18 protein-coding genes are annotated in these 18,026 nt (G+C 71.6%); 11 read left to right on the top strand and 7 right to left on the bottom strand.

Features of this window, described 5'->3' with window-relative positions:
• Positions 1 to 131 precede the first annotated feature (131 nt).
• Both ACRYCC_RS27875 and ACRYCC_RS27870 read left to right on the top strand, forming a co-directional pair.
• Complete coding sequence (locus tag ACRYCC_RS27875) at positions 132 to 917, top strand: ferritin-like domain-containing protein (RefSeq protein WP_433816659.1); 786 nt, start codon at positions 132 to 134, stop codon at positions 915 to 917.
• Positions 918 to 946: 29 nt separating this feature from the next.
• The gene (locus ACRYCC_RS27870) at positions 947 to 1,780 is read left to right on the top strand and encodes a ferritin-like domain-containing protein (protein ID WP_433816658.1); all 834 of its coding nucleotides are present in this window, start codon (positions 947 to 949) and stop codon (positions 1,778 to 1,780) included.
• A gap of 93 nt (positions 1,781 to 1,873) precedes the next feature.
• On the opposite strand, the gene ACRYCC_RS27865 is transcribed toward ACRYCC_RS27870, so the two are convergent.
• The gene (locus ACRYCC_RS27865) at positions 1,874 to 2,695 is read right to left on the bottom strand and encodes a peptidoglycan recognition protein family protein (protein ID WP_433816657.1); all 822 of its coding nucleotides are present in this window, start codon (positions 2,693 to 2,695) and stop codon (positions 1,874 to 1,876) included.
• 302 nt (positions 2,696 to 2,997) lie between these two features.
• On the opposite strand from ACRYCC_RS27865, the gene ACRYCC_RS27860 reads away from it, so the two are divergent.
• The 4 genes from ACRYCC_RS27860 to ACRYCC_RS27845 all read left to right on the top strand — a co-directional run bounded on the left by ACRYCC_RS27860 (position 2,998) and on the right by ACRYCC_RS27845 (position 5,675).
• Positions 2,998 to 3,705 (top strand): LmeA family phospholipid-binding protein, encoded by a 708-nt coding sequence (locus ACRYCC_RS27860; protein WP_433816656.1) that lies wholly within the window; start codon positions 2,998 to 3,000, stop codon positions 3,703 to 3,705.
• 204 nt (positions 3,706 to 3,909) lie between these two features.
• Complete coding sequence (locus ACRYCC_RS27855; protein WP_433816655.1) at positions 3,910 to 4,104, top strand: hypothetical protein; 195 nt, start codon at positions 3,910 to 3,912, stop codon at positions 4,102 to 4,104.
• 88 nt (positions 4,105 to 4,192) lie between these two features.
• Positions 4,193 to 4,441, top strand: coding sequence for a DUF6343 family protein (locus ACRYCC_RS27850; RefSeq protein ID WP_433816654.1), 249 nt, complete (start codon positions 4,193 to 4,195; stop codon positions 4,439 to 4,441).
• 58 nt (positions 4,442 to 4,499) lie between these two features.
• Positions 4,500 to 5,675 carry a PP2C family protein-serine/threonine phosphatase gene (locus tag ACRYCC_RS27845; RefSeq protein WP_433816653.1) on the top strand — a complete coding sequence of 392 codons (1,176 nt, stop codon included), beginning with the start codon at positions 4,500 to 4,502 and terminating at the stop codon, positions 5,673 to 5,675.
• A 6-nt stretch (positions 5,676 to 5,681) separates the two neighbouring features.
• Here the strand turns inward: ACRYCC_RS27845 and ACRYCC_RS27840 are convergent, their stop codons facing one another.
• On the bottom strand, positions 5,682 to 6,719 hold the full coding sequence (locus ACRYCC_RS27840) for an iron-containing redox enzyme family protein (protein ID WP_433816652.1): 1,038 nt from the start codon (positions 6,717 to 6,719) through the stop codon (positions 5,682 to 5,684).
• A 73-nt stretch (positions 6,720 to 6,792) separates the two neighbouring features.
• The gene (locus ACRYCC_RS27835; RefSeq protein ID WP_433816761.1) at positions 6,793 to 8,034 is read right to left on the bottom strand and encodes a carboxylate-amine ligase; all 1,242 of its coding nucleotides are present in this window, start codon (positions 8,032 to 8,034) and stop codon (positions 6,793 to 6,795) included.
• 231 nt (positions 8,035 to 8,265) lie between these two features.
• Here ACRYCC_RS27835 and ACRYCC_RS27830 point away from each other — a divergent pair, with 231 nt between their 5' ends.
• Positions 8,266 to 9,594 (top strand): sensor histidine kinase, encoded by a 1,329-nt coding sequence (locus ACRYCC_RS27830; protein WP_433816651.1) that lies wholly within the window; start codon positions 8,266 to 8,268, stop codon positions 9,592 to 9,594.
• A gap of 91 nt (positions 9,595 to 9,685) precedes the next feature.
• A complete protein-coding gene (locus ACRYCC_RS27825) occupies positions 9,686 to 11,446 on the top strand; it encodes a toprim domain-containing protein (protein ID WP_433816650.1) in 1,761 nt (586 codons plus the stop codon).
• A gap of 105 nt (positions 11,447 to 11,551) precedes the next feature.
• Here ACRYCC_RS27825 and ACRYCC_RS27820 read toward each other — a convergent pair whose 3' ends face one another.
• Entirely contained in the window at positions 11,552 to 12,985 is a 1,434-nt protein-coding gene (locus ACRYCC_RS27820) for an MFS transporter (RefSeq protein ID WP_433816649.1), read from the bottom strand.
• 86 nt (positions 12,986 to 13,071) lie between these two features.
• Between ACRYCC_RS27820 and ACRYCC_RS27815 the strand changes: the two genes are divergently transcribed.
• Positions 13,072 to 13,464, top strand: coding sequence for a MarR family winged helix-turn-helix transcriptional regulator (locus ACRYCC_RS27815; protein ID WP_433816648.1), 393 nt, complete (start codon positions 13,072 to 13,074; stop codon positions 13,462 to 13,464).
• 70 nt (positions 13,465 to 13,534) lie between these two features.
• On the opposite strand, the gene ACRYCC_RS27810 is transcribed toward ACRYCC_RS27815, so the two are convergent.
• Positions 13,535 to 14,089, bottom strand: coding sequence for a TetR/AcrR family transcriptional regulator (locus ACRYCC_RS27810; RefSeq protein WP_433816647.1), 555 nt, complete (start codon positions 14,087 to 14,089; stop codon positions 13,535 to 13,537).
• Positions 14,090 to 14,162: 73 nt separating this feature from the next.
• Between ACRYCC_RS27810 and ACRYCC_RS27805 the strand changes: the two genes are divergently transcribed.
• A complete protein-coding gene (locus tag ACRYCC_RS27805) occupies positions 14,163 to 15,413 on the top strand; it encodes an MFS transporter (protein WP_433816646.1) in 1,251 nt (416 codons plus the stop codon).
• A 19-nt stretch (positions 15,414 to 15,432) separates the two neighbouring features.
• On the opposite strand, the gene ACRYCC_RS27800 is transcribed toward ACRYCC_RS27805, so the two are convergent.
• Complete coding sequence (locus ACRYCC_RS27800) at positions 15,433 to 15,930, bottom strand: tetratricopeptide repeat protein (RefSeq protein WP_433816645.1); 498 nt, start codon at positions 15,928 to 15,930, stop codon at positions 15,433 to 15,435.
• Positions 15,931 to 16,086: 156 nt separating this feature from the next.
• Between ACRYCC_RS27800 and ACRYCC_RS27795 the strand changes: the two genes are divergently transcribed.
• Positions 16,087 to 16,839, top strand: coding sequence for an SDR family NAD(P)-dependent oxidoreductase (locus tag ACRYCC_RS27795; RefSeq protein ID WP_433816644.1), 753 nt, complete (start codon positions 16,087 to 16,089; stop codon positions 16,837 to 16,839).
• A 43-nt stretch (positions 16,840 to 16,882) separates the two neighbouring features.
• Here the strand turns inward: ACRYCC_RS27795 and solA are convergent, their stop codons facing one another.
• Entirely contained in the window at positions 16,883 to 17,953 is a 1,071-nt protein-coding gene (gene solA / locus ACRYCC_RS27790; protein ID WP_433816643.1) for an N-methyl-L-tryptophan oxidase, read from the bottom strand.
• Between the last annotated feature and the right edge of the window lie 73 nt (positions 17,954 to 18,026).

Genomic DNA, 18,026 nt, shown 5'->3' with positions numbered 1-18,026 from the left:
TCGAGGCCGCCGGGAAGGGCGTCCCCTGCCCACGTATGCGGAGTTTGCCACCCCTGGCGATTAGTACTCTCCGTACCGAAGGTATAACCGTAAGTAGTCCGATCGACATCGGTGCGTTTGGGGGGTTGTACATGAGCAGAGACCACGTGGATGTCCGGCGGCTGAGAGAGTTGACAGAGCAGTCGCAGGATCTCAACAGCGACGCGGTGCGCAGGACCCGCGCGGCGTTGGGAGAGTTCGCCGAGGAGTCGGCGGCGGTGCGAGGACGCTCTCGCTGGTCACGGGCGGGTCTCGTCGGAGCGCTGACGGGGGCGGGCGGCCTCCTGGGAATGGGCCGTGCGGCGGCCTCCCCGGAGGACGTCATGGCCCTGCAGACCGCCGCGTCGATCGAGAACCTCATGGTCTCGGTCTACAAGACCGCGGCGGACCTGCCGTTCATCAAGCAGGGCAACAAGACCATCGCCGAGTTCATCTCCAAGACCATGGAGCAGCACAAGGCGCACGGCGAGGCGTACAACAGCGCGGCGACACAGGCGGGCGGCAAGGCGCAGACCGGGCCGAACCCGAGGTACGACGCCGAGGTCAAGAAGGCCCTGCCAGGCCTGAAGGCCCCCGCTGACGTCGTGAAGCTGGCCCTGTCGCTGGAGGACGTCGCGGCACAGACCTACACCAAGAACATCAGTCAGGTCAGCGACGCCAAGCTGCGCGGCCTGTTCGCCGGCATCGCACCGGTCGAGGCCCAGCATCGCGCCGTGCTGCTGACCGTGCAGGCACTGCTCGCCGACGGCAAGACCGACCTGATCGCGATTCCCACCCAGCCGGAGAAGCTGCCGGACACGGTGGGCAGCGTCGGCATTCCCAACGTCTTCTACCCGACCAACAACGCTTCGCCGATCAATGAGGGGGCGGTGAAATGACGGCCGACAGGCGTCCATGGGAGATGCCGATGAGCGAGTCGGAGCTGGCGGCTCTGACCAGGGAGCTCGACGACGCGCATCGCGAGACGATCCCGGTGATGTTCGCGCGGGCTCACGACCTGTCCGAGGAGTTAGCCGACACCTCGCCGCGGAGTCCCGGCACGGTGTCCGCGCGGCGCGCGTTCCTGGTGGGCGCGGGCGGCGCCTTCGTCACCCTGGCGCTCGCGGCCTGCGGCAACAGGGCGAGACTGGTGAGCGCGACCCCCGAGTCCCCGGTGGACTCGGAGTCTCCGATGGAGTCGGAGTCACCATCGGCCTCGGAGTCGGCCTCCGCGTCGCCGTCCGCCTCGGCCGGCGCCTACACCGGGGAGCTCAAGATCGTCGCACTGGCCGCGGCCCTGGAGAACCAGGCCGCCGGCGCCTACCAGTCCGTGCTCTCCGCGTCGCAGAGCGGCAAGCTCGGCAAGGTCCCGCCGGCCGCGGCCACCTTCGCCAAGACCGCGATGAGCCAGCACACCGATCACGCGAAGGCGTGGAACGCCGTGCTGCAGAGCGCGGGCAAGCCGACCATCACCGGCACTCCGCTGAAGAACCAGCAGAGCCTGGCGGAGGACCTGAACAAGGCCACCGACTTCGGGGAGGCCGCCAAGCTGGCGCTCAAGCTGGAGGACGGCGCCACCCAGACCTACGTGTCCGTGGCGTCCAAGGTCGCCAACAAGCGCGCCATCGACATCGCGGCGTCGATCGCGCCGGTGGAGGCCATGCACGCCGCCATCCTGCATTTCATGCTGGGCGAATACCCGGTACCGGACGGCACCATCGGCACCGACAAGGCGGCCAACCCAAACGATCTCACCGCTTGAGACCGGGCGATGAACGCCACGGGCACGACACGACCCGGGTGGGGGACTTGACCGCTCCATCCCCCACCCGGCAGGTCGGCGCGTCACGGGTCGTCAGGAGACCTCCCATGCCACCGGCACGTCGCCGTCGTCCTCGCGCCGCACCGAGAGCCCCACGGTGCCGGCCGCGTCGGAGAAGGTGACCACGGCCTGCCCCTGGGTGGAGTCGACCGTCACCTGCCGGCTCTCCCAGTGACCGCCACCGGTGGCGACCGCCACCCGCAGCAGCGCGGGCGGCTTGCCCTGTAGCGCGTTGTCGCAGACGAACCCGACCGTCTTGTAGCGGCCCTTCGGCAGCGCGATGGGAGTGACCGCCTGCGGGCCGTCGTTGAGCCGGCCGCCGGGCAGGTCGTCGTCCTCGACCGGAAGGGGCCCGGGGCGGGGCGCGCCCTTCTTGACCCACGCGTAGAGCGGCGCACCCGGGCAGTCCGTGCTGTAGCCGTCGCGGTGGCCCTTGATCTCGTTGCCCGCGCCGCCGTGCGCGCGAAGGTGGTCGATGGCGTCTCTGATGCCGATCAGCATGTCGCGGGGCGGCTCGGTGGTCCCCTTGTTGCCGACCAGACCGCAGACCGCATAGTGGGCGGTGTTCAGCCCGGGCCCGTTGGCGGCGGACAGGTGGTGCAGGCCACGCCCCTCGAAGACGTACCCGTGGACGCAGACGAGGAAGTTGTAGGCGATGTCGTTCCAGCCGTTGGAATCCATGTGGTCGTTCTGGATGGTGCGCAGCCGGCCGGCGCATCTGCCGTGGTTGGTGAGGATGGCCGGGTCCTCGTAGGTACCGGTGTAGTGGACCTTCACGCCACGCGCGGACGAGAGGTAGGCCGGCGACGCCTTGGGCGCCCTGGCGCCCCAGTCCTTACGGCTGACAAGCTTCATGGCGATTCCTGGTATGTGGGGAGGCTCAAGGGAAGAGGCATGCCTCGCGAGTGCGACGGTACTCAAGGATTCCCCCTTGACTAGGGCAAAACCTCCGGAACCGCTTCAACCCGGCCGGGACGGCGAACGAACCGCGGCCGGAACGCCTGCCACAGGGCGGGACCCGGCACCGCCCATCCCGTACTGATCTGTATGAACTCCAGGGTTTTCCTATACGTCTCACGGTGAGAAGACTGTGCGTTGACAGGGGGGACTATGTGCATTTCGCTGGTCGTCATGACGACTGACATATGCGGTGACGGGTGACCGTCCACGCGCCCGAATGGACGGGATCCGAGCCGCCCGCCAGGAGGAAGCGAGCGCCCCGATGGCTGCTCGTCGTCCTCCTGGTCGTGATCGCGCTGCTCGCCATCGCAGTGATCGTCGATCGCGTCGCCGTCGCGTACGCCGACAACACCATCGCCACGGAGATCCAGAAACAGGGTTTCAACGCCAAGCCCGATGTGAAGATCAAGGGCTTCCCGTTCCTCACCCAGGCGATCTCCCGTGACTTCAAGCACGTGAGCCTGCGCGCCCGGGGGGTCAAGGAGGGGCCGCTGACCATCAGCCGGCTGGACGCCGACGTACGAGGCGTCCGCCTCGAATCCAGTTACCAGAAGGGCACCATCGGCAGCCTGGACGGCACCGCCGTCGTCACCTTCGCCGACCTGGCCGCCGCGGCGGGCCAGTCGGACCTGTCGCTGTCGGCGGCAGGCCCGGACATGGTGCGCGCCAAGGTCGACCTGGGCATCGTCGAGGGAACGGCGACGGCCCGGGTGACCAAGGTCGGCAACCAGATCCAGGTGCACGGGATCTCGGTGGAGGGCTTCCCGCTCTCCGAGCTCGGCGATGAGCTCGACTTCTCCGTGCCGGTGCCGGCGCTGCCACTGGGCCTGACCTTCCAGAGCCTCCGCATCAGCTCCGAGGGCGTCATGCTGCGCATCACCGGATCGCGCGTGCGGTTCGGCTGAGCCCTCCGCACCGCCTCACCCGCCGCCGACTCCACCGCGCCTCACCTGAACGCTCTCCGTTGAACGCTTCATGTCACTTAACGTAGCTGTCCCATGACATAGTGTCATGGCGGGAGCGAGGTGAGAAGAGTCGTCGATGCGCGCTCGGCGGGCGGGGCCTGGAGGGCGACCCGGTGGCCTCCGATCGGTGCCGGACGTGAGCCGGTGAGCCCCGGTGAGGACGCCGGCCCCGAGGCCGGCGAGTGGAGCGGCGGCGCCGTCGACCTGTTCCGGCTCTTCCTCGACACGGTGCCGACCGCGCGGGACGTGTGGTCACTGCCCTGGGACGAGGTCGCCCGGCGGGAGAGGGCGGCCCGCCAGATCGCCGAGCGCATGAACAACCATCTCGGCGACCACTGACCGGCGCGGCGCGGTGGCGCCTCCGGTGTTCCGGTCAGACCGTATGGGTAGTAAATAAGCGCCTCGAACCTGTGAGAGGGAGTGCGCGATGAACCGCCCGGAACCAGAGGGGACCCATGATCACCCGAAGAGTGCGCTGAACCTGCGGCTGGCGCTGGCCACGTTCGGGCTCGTGATCTGCGCGGTCTTCGCGGTGATCGCCTTCTGGGCGGGCATCCCGGTGCTGGGCGCGGTGCTGGCCGTGCTCGCGGTCGTCGCCGTCGTGGACCTGGCCGTCGTGGGGAGGCGAGTGGCCCGCCGGCGGCGGCGCGGCGAGCACCACACCCTGTTCGAATGACCCACCGGAGCCGTCGGCCGCCGCTCGATCCTCACAGGTCGGCACAGGGGGGAGAGGAGTGAACGGCGAGAGAATGCTGAGCGGGCTTCTCGATGCCAGCCCCCGGGCTGCACTGGAGGACCTGCCCCGGGTGGTCGCGGAGCACGCCCGGCAGGCGGGCCTGCAGGACGCCCTGATCTACCTGGTGGATCTGCAGCAGAACGTGCTCTGGCCGCTCGGCGCCCCGGCCGCCCTGGACGCCGCCCGGACGGAGCCGACCAAGATCGACGGCACCCTGCCCGGCAAGGCCTTCAGCGACGGTGACCTGGTCGTGGCCACGGGCGACGGCGAAGAGGAGCAGCGGCTCTGGATGCCGATCGTCGACCAGTCCGAGCGCCTCGGGGTGCTGAGTGTGACGGTGCCACGGCACGACGCGGCGAGCGAGGCCCGGCTACGCGAGCTGGCCACGCTGGTCGCGTTGCTGGTGGTGTCCCGGCGGCGCAACAGCGACCCGTACACCGGCCTGGTGCGTGTCCGCGAGATGAACCTGGCCGCGGAGCTGCAGTGGATGCTGATGCCGCCGATGACCTTCGCCAACGACAAGGTGGTGATCAGCGGAGCCCTGGAGCCCGCCTACGAGGTGGGCGGCGACGCCTTCGACTACACCCTCGTGGGCACGACGGCGCATCTGGCCATCTTCGACGCCATGGGCCACGACACCGCCGCCGGGCTGGTGGCCAGCATCACGATGGGCAGCTACCGCAACAACCGGCGTCGCGGCACGGGCCTGGTGGAGACGAGCCAGGCGATCGACGCCGACATCCGCCGGCAGTTCGACGACCGTTTCGCCACCGGTGTGCTGGCGCGCCTCGACACCGGGACCGGGCTGCTCAGCTGGGTCAACCGGGGGCATCCCGTCCCGTTGATCCTCCGGCAGGGGCGCTGGGTCGGCAGCCTGGACTGCCTGCCCACGCCGCCGATGGGCCTGGGTTTCGAGGAGGAGCCGTTGCTGTGCACCGCGCAGCTCGAACCCGGCGACCGCCTGCTGTTCTACACCGACGGCATCGTGGAGGCACGCGGGCCCGACGGCGAGCCGTTCGGCCTGGAGCGCTTCGCCGACTTCGTCGTCCGCCGCGAGGCCGATGGGTTGAGCGCGCCGGAGACGCTGCGCAGGCTGGTTCGCGCTCTGCTGGAGTACCAGAACGACGAACTCCAGGATGACGCCACCGTCCTGCTGACCGAATGGTGCGGCTGAGCGCGTTCAGGCCGGTCCCGGATGCGCCGGCAGGGCGCGCAGCAGCGAGGACCTCCCCGATCGCCAGTGGTCCAGCAGATGATCGCCGAGCCGTGCCTCCAGCAGCTCGGTGGCCTGGACGCCCAGCACGACGTCGGCCGCCAGCCCCGGCTCACGGGACAGCAGATCTCCGATCACGTCCCGGCGCATGATCTGCTCGTGGACGGCGTCGGCCTCGATGTGCTCGGTGAAGAACTCGGTGCACCGCGGCCCGGCCCCCAGCCGGTCCAGCCCCCGGGCCATCCGCTGGGCGCTCGGCGCGGTGGTGATCTCCGCGGCCGCGAAGTGCCCCACCAGGGCACCGCGCAGCCCCCGGTGCAGGCCGAACAGCGACATGAGGTTCACCGTGGCCAGCATGACCGCGGGCACCACGTCCAGGTAGCGGCCGTAGGCGGGGTCCAGCCCGACGCCCTCCATCAGGTCGGCGAACAGCCGCGCGTGCATGCGTTCCCCGCGGCCCCCGCCGAACTCGTCGAACTCCACCGCCACCAGCGACGCCTTCGCCTGCCCCTGCAGGCGCGGGATCACCCAGGCGTGCGGGTCCGCCTCCTTCAGGTGGTAGATCGAGCGATGGGCGACGTACTCCCGCAGCTGCCACCAGGTCCCGGTGTCCCGCAGGTGATGGGAGACCCCGCGCGCGTCGACGTGCTCCACCAGGAGCTCGTCCAGGGCCGAGGTGACGTCGGCACCGCCGTCGATCCGCGACCGTACCGCCGCCAGGAAGCCTCGCTCCATCGCCGCGCGCAGCCGCAGGAGTTCCGGCTCCCACTCCCAGTCCGGGTCGACGCCGTCGAAACCCCGGTAGTGCAGTTCGTAGCAGGTGTAGAGGGCGAGCTGCAGATCCTCACCGAGGGGATCCGCGGCCGCCGCCACCGGCGGGAAGACCTTCGCCGGCGGACTCTGCGAGAGCGCCGCCAGCACCGCCGCCGACAGCGGCCCGCGCGGCGCCGGCAGCGTTGCGGCGGCCGGCTCCGCGATGGTGGTGCCGATCGTGTTCCCCGACATGGTGTGTCTCCCCCTCCGGCTCTGCCTCCGGTGCCGGCGCGCCGGATCCGTCGATCCGGCTACCCGTGCCCGTTCAGATCGATCTCATACGCATCGATCCACTGCGTACCGATTCCCCGCTCACGGCCTGGTCCGGAGGCCGTACGGCATCGTCACCGCGGACGGTCTGCTCGACGAGCATGTCCACCACCGCCCGCGGACCCTCCGCCGCCGCCCGCCGCTGCCGGGCGGCGCCCGTCCCGCGCCGGAGGACTCCCGCCACCAGCGCCCGCACCTCCGCCCGGTCGCCGGTCTCCTCCAGTGCCGGATCCACCCGGTCGAGGAGCTCGGCCAGCAGCCGCCCCGCGGGCACCCGGCGTTCCTCCAGCAGGTGCACGGCCGGCCCGTCCATGCCGTAGCGGGCCGCCGACCACACGGCGGCCGCGCAGATCTGGTCACCGGGCGCCGGGGCCTCCCGGCCGGCCGCGAGATCGGCGAGCGCGGTCCGCACCAGCGCCCGGGCGAGCGCCGCCTGGAGGACCGCCTCGTCCACCGTCGCCGCCGCGTCCGCCGCCCTGATCTCGACGGTCGGCCATCGCGGAGACGGCCGGGCGAGCCAGAACGTCATGGTGGAGTCCACCAGCACCCCGAGCTCCACCAGCCGGTCGAGCTGCGCGGTGTACGCGGCGGCGGACGGGAAACGGGGCGGGATCCCCGATCCCGGAAAGCGGGCCTGGTCGAGCATGCGCCAGCTCCCGTACCCCGAATCGGCGCCCTGGTCGAACGGCGAATTGACCGACAGCGCGAGCAGGGCCGGCAGCCAGGGCCGCAGGTGGTTCACCACCGCCACGGCCGTCTCCTGGTCGGCGACCCCGACGTGGACATGACACCCGCAGGCCTCGTAGGTGCTCACCACGCCCTCGTACAGCCCCGAGATGCGGGCGAACCGGTCGCCCGGCGTGCACGACTGCGAAGCCCCCGGGAGCACCGGGGTGCCCGAGGAGATCAGCCTGACGCCCTCCTCCCGGGCCGCGCGGGCCAGCCGCAGGCGGCCGTCCCGCACCTGACGGCGCAGTTCCGCGAGGTCGGCGCAGACTCCGGTGGCGGCCTCGACCTGGGTGCCGAGCAGCTCCGCGTGCAGGGCCGTCCCGGGTGCCCCCGGCCGTGCCGCGGCTCGCGCGAGCACTCCGGGAGCGCCCGCCACCGACCGCCGCGAGAGCGGGTCGACGAGGAGGAACTCCTCCTCCACGCCCATCGTCGCCCCGTCCGCCCCGCCACGTGCCGGCACTTCCACGCCGGCCGCAGGAAAGGCCGATGCCGCCTGTCCGCCGCGCATGTTCACCGTGACCTCCCTTTTCGCGGAACGGTGCCCGCCCGCGTGGTGTTCCCCCGGCGCGCGTCCCCTACCGTCCACCGGCCTGCGCGGATGATCGTCGCGGAAACGGATGTTTGCCACACCTTGGGCGTGCGCTTGCCCGATATCGGAGTACATGCCTTGGAGGAGGTGATCACCTCACCTCTGGGAGGTCAGGTGCTCTGCTGGTTCACATCGTCGCTTCGGACCCGCATGACCGTGGTGGCCGGGGTCATCGCGGCGCTGGGATGTATCGCGGTCAGCGCCGTCTTCGTACTGGCCGTCCGCGACAAGGAGGCCGACGAGGCGAGGGTAAGGCTCACCGAGTCCTCGGAACGCGTCCTTTCCTTCATCCGGCGCGACGAGCTTCCCGCGTTGTTGCCGGACGGCCGCGAGGAGGCCGTCCAGGTCCTCGACCCCCGCGCACGGGTGGTGGCGGCCACACAGCAGCTCGCCGGCAAGCCGCGAATGGCCACCTTCCGTCCGCCCGGGGACAGGCTGCGGGCCGCCGAGACGCTCTGCCCTCCGGCCGGTCTCCAGGGCTGCATGGTCGTCACCGCGATGAAGGTCCACGAGCCGGACGGCGTCTGGCTGATCTACGCCGCGAGGCCGACGATTCCCTGGTACGGGCCCGGGCTGCTGCCACTCCTGCTGATCAGTGCCTCCCTGCTGTTCATCGCGACGATGACCTTCGTGACCTACCACGCGGTCGGCAGGACGCTGGCACCCGTGGACGCCATCCGCACGCAGCTCGCGGAGATCACCGCCACCGCCCTCGGCAGCCGGGTGCCGGTGCCCAAGAACCAGGACGAGATCCGGATGCTGGCCGAGACGGTCAACGACACCCTGGACCGGCTCGAGGCCGCCTACGCCCACCTGCGGCAGTTCACCTCCGATGCCTCGCACGACCTGCGCAGCCCGATCACCGCCGTCCGGACCCAGGTCGAGGAGGCGCTCATGCACCCCGAGAACACCGACTGGCCGCAGACGGGGCAGGCGGTGGTCGCCGGGATGGAACGGCTCCAGGCCATCGTGACCGACCTGCTGGCCCTGGCCCGGCTGGACGCCGGGGTACCGCTCAACCGGGTCACGACCGACCTCGCCGAGCTGGTCGAGACCGAGGTGGACAGCCGTGCCTATCGGGTGGAGGTCGTGAAGAAGCTGCAGAGAGGCGTCTACACACTGTGCGACCGCCTGCGGCTGGCGCGGCTGCTGGCCAATCTCATGGACAACGCCGAGCGGCACGCCGCCACCCAGATCCAGGTGGTGGTGCGGGCCGAGGGGGAGACGGCGGTCCTGGAGGTGATCGACGACGGCACCGGAGTCGCCCCAGAGCTCCGCGACGTGATCTTCGAACGCTTCAGCCGACTGGACGCCGCCCGCAGCCGGGACGCCGGCGGCACCGGGCTGGGGCTGGCCATCGCCCGGGAGATCGCCGAAGCGCACGAGGGCACCCTGACCATCGAGGACAGCGAACGCGGTGCCCGCTTCGTCCTGCGAATAGCCCAGTGCGACCCCTTTTCGGGCAGATCGCTGCGATGAGATGGCCTTGTACCGGGTATGACGCCAGCAGCGCGGTCTTCAGGCCGTGTCGGCTTCCCCGCTGGTACGACGGCGAACGCGGAGACCGAGCATGCCTGACGTGTCCGTTCCGGACGAGCGGGAACAGCGGCGGCTGCCCGGCGTGCTGGCCGCGATCGCCGACCGCGAGACGGCCCGGCTGCGCACCGGGATACTGCCGTGGACCTGGTGGCTGGAGCGCGCCGCGAGATACGGGCAGTACGGGTTCACCAACACCGTCCTGATCGCCGCCCAGTACAGATTCGCTTCGGACATCCGCTCCTACGACCAGTGGAAGGCCCTCGGCCGGCAGGTCCGCAAGGGCGAGCAGGGGATCCGCATCCTGTCCCGGACCGGCAGGCCCTTGCCCGTCTTCGACGTGGCACAGACCGACGGCCCGCCGCTGCCGGACCGGCCCGCCCCCACCGCCGCGCAGGCCCGGCCGCTCCTGCGGCGGCTGACGGCCGGCCGGCCCGCCCCCCTGCGGTTCTGTCCCGCCGGTACGGAGACCGACCCGATCGGCGAGCTCGCGCACCTGTACGCCCACCTGCTGCTGGACCACCGGCGGATCGGGAGCTGTTCGGGCGTCGAACGGGTGGAGGCCGATTCCGTCGCCTATCTCCTTCTCGCCCACCTGGGGCTCCCCTCCGGCCTGACCTTCGCGCCGGTCTGCGGCTGGGCCGGACCCGGCGCCCGGCGGCCGGCCGACCTCGCCGCGGTGGGCGGCCGGATCCTGCGGACGGCGGCCCGCCTCCGTACCCACCTCGGCACTCACCTCGACGGCGGCGGGATCCCGGCCGCGGAGCCGCCCGGCGGCATGCCCGCGGCCCGGCCGAAGCCCGCCGCCACCTGGCAGAGCAGCGATCTCATCGCCATGCAGGCGGTCGCCCACCGGTTCTTCCGGTCCCAGTTGCCGAGCGGCTGGGCACCCGGCTACCTGAGCGCTCGCGGCTTCGGCCCGGCGGTCCAGCGGCACTGGGAGGTGGGGTACGCGCCGAGGGCCTGGCGGGCGCTCACCGACCGGCTGCGCGCACTCGGATATACCGGCGACGAGATCGTGGCCTCGGGATTGGGCCGGCGCGGGCAGGGCGGGTCGCTGTTCGACACCTTCCACGACCGCGTCATGCTGCCCCTGCGGGACGGCGACGGCACCATCAGGGGTTTCATCGGCCGCCGGCCCGACGGAGCCGCCGGCCCGAAGTACCTCAACAGCCCGCAGACCCCGATCTTCCGCAAGCGGGAACTGCTGTTCGGGCTGTACGAGACCCGTGACCGCCTCGCCCGGGGCGCACGGCCGGTCATCACCGAAGGGCCCTTCGACGCCATCGCCGTGCACACCGCCGGCCCGCACCTCGCGGCGGTCTCCCCCTGCGGCACGACGATCGGCGACGGGCAACTGGACGTGCTCGGCCGCCGCGCCGATCTGGCCTCCACCGGGATCCTGCTGGCCCTCGACGGCGACCGCACCGGCCGGCACGCGGCCGTACGGGCCTGGGACGTGCTGACGCGGGTGCCCGGCCCGGTCGGCGCCGTGCTCTTCGGTGACGGCCAGGATCCCGCCGAGGTACTGCGTGACGGAGGGTGCGCAATCCTGTGCGAAGCGCTACAGTCTGAGATCCCGCTGGCGGACGTGGCCGTGGACGCGGCCATCGAGCGACACGGGGGTTCGCTCGAATTCGCCGAGGGGCGGCTGGCGGCGGCCCGAGCCGCCGCCAGCGCGATCGCCCGGGTCCCTCCGGCGCAGGTCGCCCGCCAGGTCGCCCGGGTCGCCGCCCGCCTCCGCATCGACCCGGCCATCGTCACCGAGGCCCTGGTCTCCGCGGTCAGCCCGTAGGCCGCGGGGCACGCCCCCCGTGACGAGGAGGGCGTGCCCCTTTCCGATACTTCGTTACTTCGTGGCCCGGTCCGATACTTCGTGGCCCGGTCGAGCCGGCCGGAGTCACCAGGACTCCTGGCCGGTCTCCTTTCGCGTCATGCCGACGAGTGCGACCAGCAGGCCCAGCACCGCGACCCCGGTGACGACGCCGAGCGCCGGGTAGAAGGAGCCCGGCACGTGGCCCGGCGTGATGGCGCTGTGGCCGACGATGGCACTGGTCACGGCCAGCACCACCGCTCCGCCCACCTGGAAGGAGGTCTGCACGAGGCCGGATGCCAGGCCCTGCTCGTCGTCGGCGACTCCGGTGGTGGCCTGCGCGTTCAGCGAGGAGAAGCAGAGCGCGAACCCGATGCCGAGCAGCACCGCGGTCGGCAGGATCACCGTGACGAACCTCGGGTCGGTGTTGACCCGGAGGAACAGCGCGTAGGCCGTGACGAAGGCGATCATGCCGACGGGGATGAGGCGGCTGGGACCGTACCGGGTGATGAGCTTGCCCATCGCCGGGCCGGAGGTGGCGACGATCAGACCGGCGGGAAGCAGGGCGAGCGCCATCTCCAGCGGCGACCAGCCGAGGACGGTCTGCAGGTAGAGCGCGACCAGGAACTGGAAGGCCGCGTACGCCCCGAAGACCGACATCGCACCGAGGTTGGCCTGGATCAGCACCCGGCTGCGGAAGATCCCCAGTCTGACCAGCGGGTGGCGGACCTTCCGTTCGGTGATGACGAACGCCACGCCGAGCGCGGCGGCCAGCGCGAACGAGCCGAGCGTGCGGACCGAGCCCCAACCCGCGGCCGGGGCACTGACCACGGTGAACACCAGCAGCAGCAAGGCCCCGGTGGAGGTGAGCGCACCGATGAGGTCGTGACCGCCGGTGGCACGCTCACTGTTCTTCGGGATGAACTTCATGCCCGCCAGCAGGGCCAGCAGCGCGAGCGGAGCGGGGAGCAGGAAGGTCGCGCGCCAGTCGATCTCGGAGAGCAGCCCACCGAGGATCAGCCCGGAGGAGAAGCCACTGGCACCGAAGACGGTGTAGATGCCCAGCGCCCGGTTGCGTACCGGACCCTCAGCGAACGTGGTGGTCAGGATGGACAGGCCCGCGGGCGCGGTGAACGCGGCGGAGGTGCCCTTGATGAAGCGGGTGGCGATGAGCAGGGCACCGTTGTCGACGAACACGCTCAGCAGGGACGCGGCGGCGAAGACCGCCAGGGCGATCAGCAACACCCGTCGGCGGCCGAGGAGGTCGGCGGTGCGGCCGCCGAGCAGGAGCAGCCCGCCGTATCCGAGCACGTAGCCGCTGACGATCCATTGCAGGGTCGAGGTGGACAGGTGCAGGTCGGTCTGGATGGCGGGGAGTGCCACTCCCACCATCGAAATGTCGAGGCCGTCGAGGAAGAGCACGGTGCACAGCACCAGCAGGGTTCCCCACAGCCGTGGTGTCCAACGAGAGTCGATCTCCGTGGTCGATGACGGGGAGGTTTCAACGGCTGTAGCGGTCATGGCGGCAAAGTTACATGCGTACGCATTGGATGCACAAGCATTAAATCCGTTTGCATAAGATGTGCGAGCATGCTATGTTCCGCAATGTGAGCCAGGTAACGTCCACCCCCGCGTCTCCGCTGGTCGAGCAGTGGAGGGACCTGGCGCGCCACTACGCCCAGATCTCCTGCCGGCTCGACAAGGCTCTTCACGAGCGGCACGGCCTGGGCATGAGCGAGTTCGAGATCCTCGACCGGCTGGCCGAGTGCGGCAAGGACTGCGTCCGCATGCAGGAGCTCGGCGACGCGGTCCACCTGAGCCAGAGCGCGCTGTCCCGGGCGGTGGCCCGCCTGGACAAGGAGGGCCTGGTCAGCCGGGAGATGTGCGATATGGACCGGCGCGGCGTTTTCGTCCGACTGACCGACGCCGGGCGGGTGCGCTGGCAGGCCGCCAGCCCGACGCACCGCGAGGTCGTCGAGGCGTCGCTCGCCGGCTCCTGACCGCCCGCCGGTCGGCACCCGCGGCCGGCACGGCTTTCCGACCGGCCGCCGCTCCGCGTGCCGGCCGGGGTCAGCGCAGCAGTGCGTCGACGAGCTCGCGCGCCCAGCCGGGCTCGGCGGGATGCCCGGTGAAGATGGCGCGGTAGTAGAGCGGTCCCAGCAGCGCGTCGGCGGCATGCTCGACGTCCGGCGGGGCCCCGCCGCGTGACCGTTCGCGTTCGAGCATCGCCGCGAGCTGGGCGTGGCGATCGGCGATGCAGGCACTGCCGCCCGCGGGGCCCGTGCCGACGGTGGCGCGCATGAGCGCCAGGACGTCGGGGTCGGCCAGGTCGGTGGCGACGTCGGACGCCCAGCGCTCGAGGTCACCGCGCAGAGTGCCGGTGTCCGGCACGACGATGTCGCCGCTGAAGCGGCTGATCGCGACGTCGCCCAGCAGCTCCGCGAGCGATCCCCACCGCCGGTAGACCGTGGTGGGGTGGACGCCGGCACGCGTCGCGATGAGGGGCATCGTCAGCGTCTCGGGCGGACCCTCGGCCAGGAGCTCCTCGACCGCGCGGTGCACGGCGACGCGTACCCGCGCCGAGCGGCCCCCGGGGCGGGTGTGGCTGGTAGTAGTGGCAGGCACCCCACCATTATTGCATTGATCGATGCGTTTAGTGCTAGGCTGCGCTAACGCATTGATCGTTGCATTCAGGAGCATGATGTCCGTTCCCTCCGCCACCGCTCCCATGACCGCGCACACCGGGTCCCCCGTCCGCACCGGCCGCCTGTCGCGTCCGGTCGCCTTTGCGGCGATCACCGCCATCTTCATGCTCTTCACGGCGGCCTCCAGCGCGCCGTCGCCGCTGTACGTCGTCTACCAGCAGCAGTGGCACTTCTCCGCCACCACCCTCACCATCGTCTTCGCCGTGTACGTCCTCGGGCTGATCGGCTCGCTGGTCGTGCTCGGCGCTCTGTCCGATCACGTCGGGCGGCGTCCCGTCCTGGCCGCCGCGATCGCGCTGGAGGCGGTCGCACTCGTGCTCTTCATCGTCGCGGGCGACGTCACGGTCCTGCTGATCGCCCGGGTCGCGCAGGGCATCGCGACCGGCGCGGCCATGACGACGCTCGGGGCCACGCTGGTCGACCTGAACCCTCCGCACTCACCCGGCCGCGCCGGCGTCGTCAACGGGGTCGCGCCGATCAGCGGGCTGGCGGTGGGCGCGCTGGGCTGCGGGGCGCTCGTCCAGTTCGCCCCCGCCCCAACTCACCTCGTCTACGCGTTCCTGCTGCTGGGGGTGTGCGTCGCCGCCGTGGTCGTCGCCGGTCTGTCGGAGACCTCGGCGCGGCGCCCCGGCGGCCTGGCCTCACTCAAGCCCCGGCTCGGGGTGCCTTCCCGTCTCCGCCCCGACGTGTACGCCCTCGTACCGATCCTGGTGGCGAGCTGGGCGCTGGGCGGCCTCTACCTGTCCCTCGGCCCCTCGGTCGCCGCCGGGCTGTTCGGCCTGAGCAACCACCTCGTCGGCGGGCTCGTCGTCACCCTGCTCTGCGGGACCGGCGCCGTGACCGCCTTCGTCCTGCGGACCCGGCCGCCCGGCCGGGTCCTCACCAGCAGCGCCGTCCTGCTCACTGCCGGGGCGGCCCTGGCCCTGGCCGGTGTGGAAGCCGACAGCGCGGCCCTGGCCGGTGCCGGGACGGTGCTGTCCGGTGTCGGCTTCGGCGCCTCGGCCCTGGCCTGCTTCGGAACCCTGGCGCGCCTGTCCGCCCCGGAGGAACGCGGCGAGCTCTTCGCCGTCGTCTACGTCATCGCCTACCTGGCCTTCAGCCTCCCGGCCGTGGCCGCCGGCTTCGCCAGCACCTCTGTCGGGCTGCACACCACCGCGGTCGTCTACGGCCTCGGTGTCGTCGCCCTGGGCCTCGCCGCGATGGCGGCCCAGCGCATACGCTCCGCCCGGCTCTCCCGGCGATGAGCACGGCGGCCCCGGTGCCCTAGGTGAGGGGATCGGACAGGGCGCCGGCGTAGGCGGCCAGCGAGCGGTTGTAGCGGGGCAGGTGGCGCGCCAGCGCGGCGAGTGCGAGTCCGGCCGCCTCCCTCTCCCGGCCGGTGTCGGCCAGGGCCAGCGCCAGGAATGCGGCGACCGCGTCATCGAGGTCGTCGGAGGCGGCTTCGCGTTCGGCGGTGAGGAGCACGACGCTCTCCTCGGGCCGGCCGAGATTGCGCAGGGTACTGGCCAGCTGGATCACGGCACGACGCCGCCGCGGGCCGGTCAGGCCGGCGGCGAGGGCCTGCCGGTAGAGCGGAGCGGCCTGTTCGGGACGGCCGGTGGAGTCATTCGCCGACGCCAGCTCGAACAGCGCGATCCCGTCGCCCGGCGGGCGTTCGGCGGCCAATGCCTCGGCCTGCGCCAGGAAGTCGGCGGGGCCGAGGTCGTCGAGGGCGGCCCACAGCTCCGCGAGGCGCTGCTCCCAGGCCGATTCGGTGGTCATCGGCACAGCATCCCAGGCCGGGGGGCGACGGCGTTCCGCAGGCCGGGCGATCAGGTCACCCGGTGGGACGGTGCCGCCGCCCCCGGCATCGCGAGCGCTGCCGAGCGCTGCCCGGCTCCGGTGGCGGATACGGGAAACGAGGGCGATGATCGTGGCATGTTCGTGGGTCAACGGCGCGTCGCCTTGGTGACAGGTAGCTCGCGAGGGCTGGGCGAGGCCATCGCACGGCGCCTCGCCCGCGACGGTCTCGCCGTCGCGGTCAACGGTCTCGACGGTGACGGGCGGCTGAGTGAGGTCGTCCGCGCCATCACCGCCGACGGCGGAGTGGCCGAGGCGTTTCCCGCCGACGTCACCGACGAACGGCAGGTCGCCGGGCTGGTCGCCGCGGTCGCCGACGGCCTAGGGCCGATCGACGTGCTCGTGCTGAACGCGACCGGCCCGCAGCCGGAGGGCCGGCTGACCGACGTGGTGTGGCGGGACCACCTCGACCAGCTCGACTTCTTCGTCAAGAGCCCGGTGCTGCTGGGACGCGTGATGATCCCCGAAATGCAGGCCAGGCGGTTCGGCCGGATCGTCCAGATCGACTCCGAGGTCGCGGACCGGCCGCCTCCGGGCAGGTCCGCCTATGCCACCGCCAAGAGCGCGCAGATCGGCCTGACCCGTAGCTGGGCACGCGAGCTCGCCCCGTTCGGCATCACCGTCAACACGGTCGCGCCGGGCTTCGTCCCGGTCGAACGTCACGCGGACGTACCGGCGGAGGTCCGGAGCGCCTACCTCGCCTCCGTGCCCGCCGGCCGGATGGGCACGCCCGACGACATCGCCCACGCGGTGAGCTTCCTCGCCTCGGAAGGAGCGGGCTTCGTCACGGGGCAGCGCATCGTCGTCGACGGCGGCCGCGGTCTCGGCTGACGACCACGCGTGCGATCGACCACGTCAGGGGCTCGTCCGGTGGTCAGCGCCGGGGCAGGGCGAAGCGGCCGATCGGCGGATGCCCGTCCACCAGGTCCGCGACCAGCTCCCCGATCAGCGGGGTGAACTTGGCGCCGTGCCCGGAGCACGCCGAGCAGACGACGAACGGCCCCTGCCGATAGAGCACGAAGTCCTCGTCGGGGGTCGAGGTGTAGAGGCAGGTCAGCTCCCGTACGGGCACCGGATCGAGGCCGGGCAGCCACTTCCGGACGTACTGGACGAGCCGCTCCCGGGCGGCGGGGTCCACCACGAAGTCCCTGGCCGTCGGGGTCGTCACCGTCCCGGTGGCGTGCTCGCCCACCTTGAAATACGGGCCCTCGGGCAGAGCGTAGATCGGTAGCTCCGCGTCATGCACGATCGTGGGCCAGCGGATCGGCTCGCGGGGACGGAAGAACAGGACCTGCTGCTGGCTCACGGTGAGCAGCGAAAGGTCGACCAGCCCGCTGAGCAGCGACCCGGCCCATGCCCCGGCCGCCACCACGACGGTCCGCGCGGACCAGGTCCCCTGATCGGTACGGATCCGTACGCCCTGGTCGTCTGGCTCCAGGCCCAGGACCGGGCTCTCGTAGAACACCTGTGCGCCGGCCGCGACGGCCAGCCGGACCAGCGCGGCCATCGTCCGCTCCGGGTCCAGCACCCCGCCCTCTGGGTCGTGCACCACCGGGCCGTCGAAGGTCACCCCCGGCCAGCGGGCCGCCGCCTCGTCGGCGGTGAACAGCTCGGCCGCGACGCCGTGCTCGTTGAGCAGCCGGGCCATCCGCTCCGGCTCGCGGCCCCGCCCGTGGTCGACACCGCCCGTCCTGACCAGCAAGGATTCCCCGGCCTCCTCGCCCAGGCGGTCCCACAGCGTGCCCGCCCGGCCGGTCAGCTCCACATAGAGCGGGTCGAGATAGGCCCTCCGGAAGATCCTGGCGCTGCCGTGGGAACTGCCGTTGCGGTGCCCGGGCGCGTACGCCTCGAAGGCGGCCACGCTTCGCCCTCGCCGGCTCAGCTCCCAGGCCGCCGCCGCACCCGCCAGGCCGAGTCCCACCACCGCAACGTCGACGCTCTCCATGACCCGATTATCGATCTCGCCACTGGTCAAGGCCACGGCAAGGTCGCGATGGACGCCCTCGTGCCCCGGTCCG

The sequence above is a fragment of the Actinomadura scrupuli genome (genome assembly GCF_050971785.1).
GTDB classification, from domain to species: Bacteria; Actinomycetota; Actinomycetes; order Streptosporangiales; family Streptosporangiaceae; genus Actinomadura_E; species Actinomadura_E scrupuli.
This window is presented reverse-complemented; position numbering and strand designations above follow the sequence as displayed.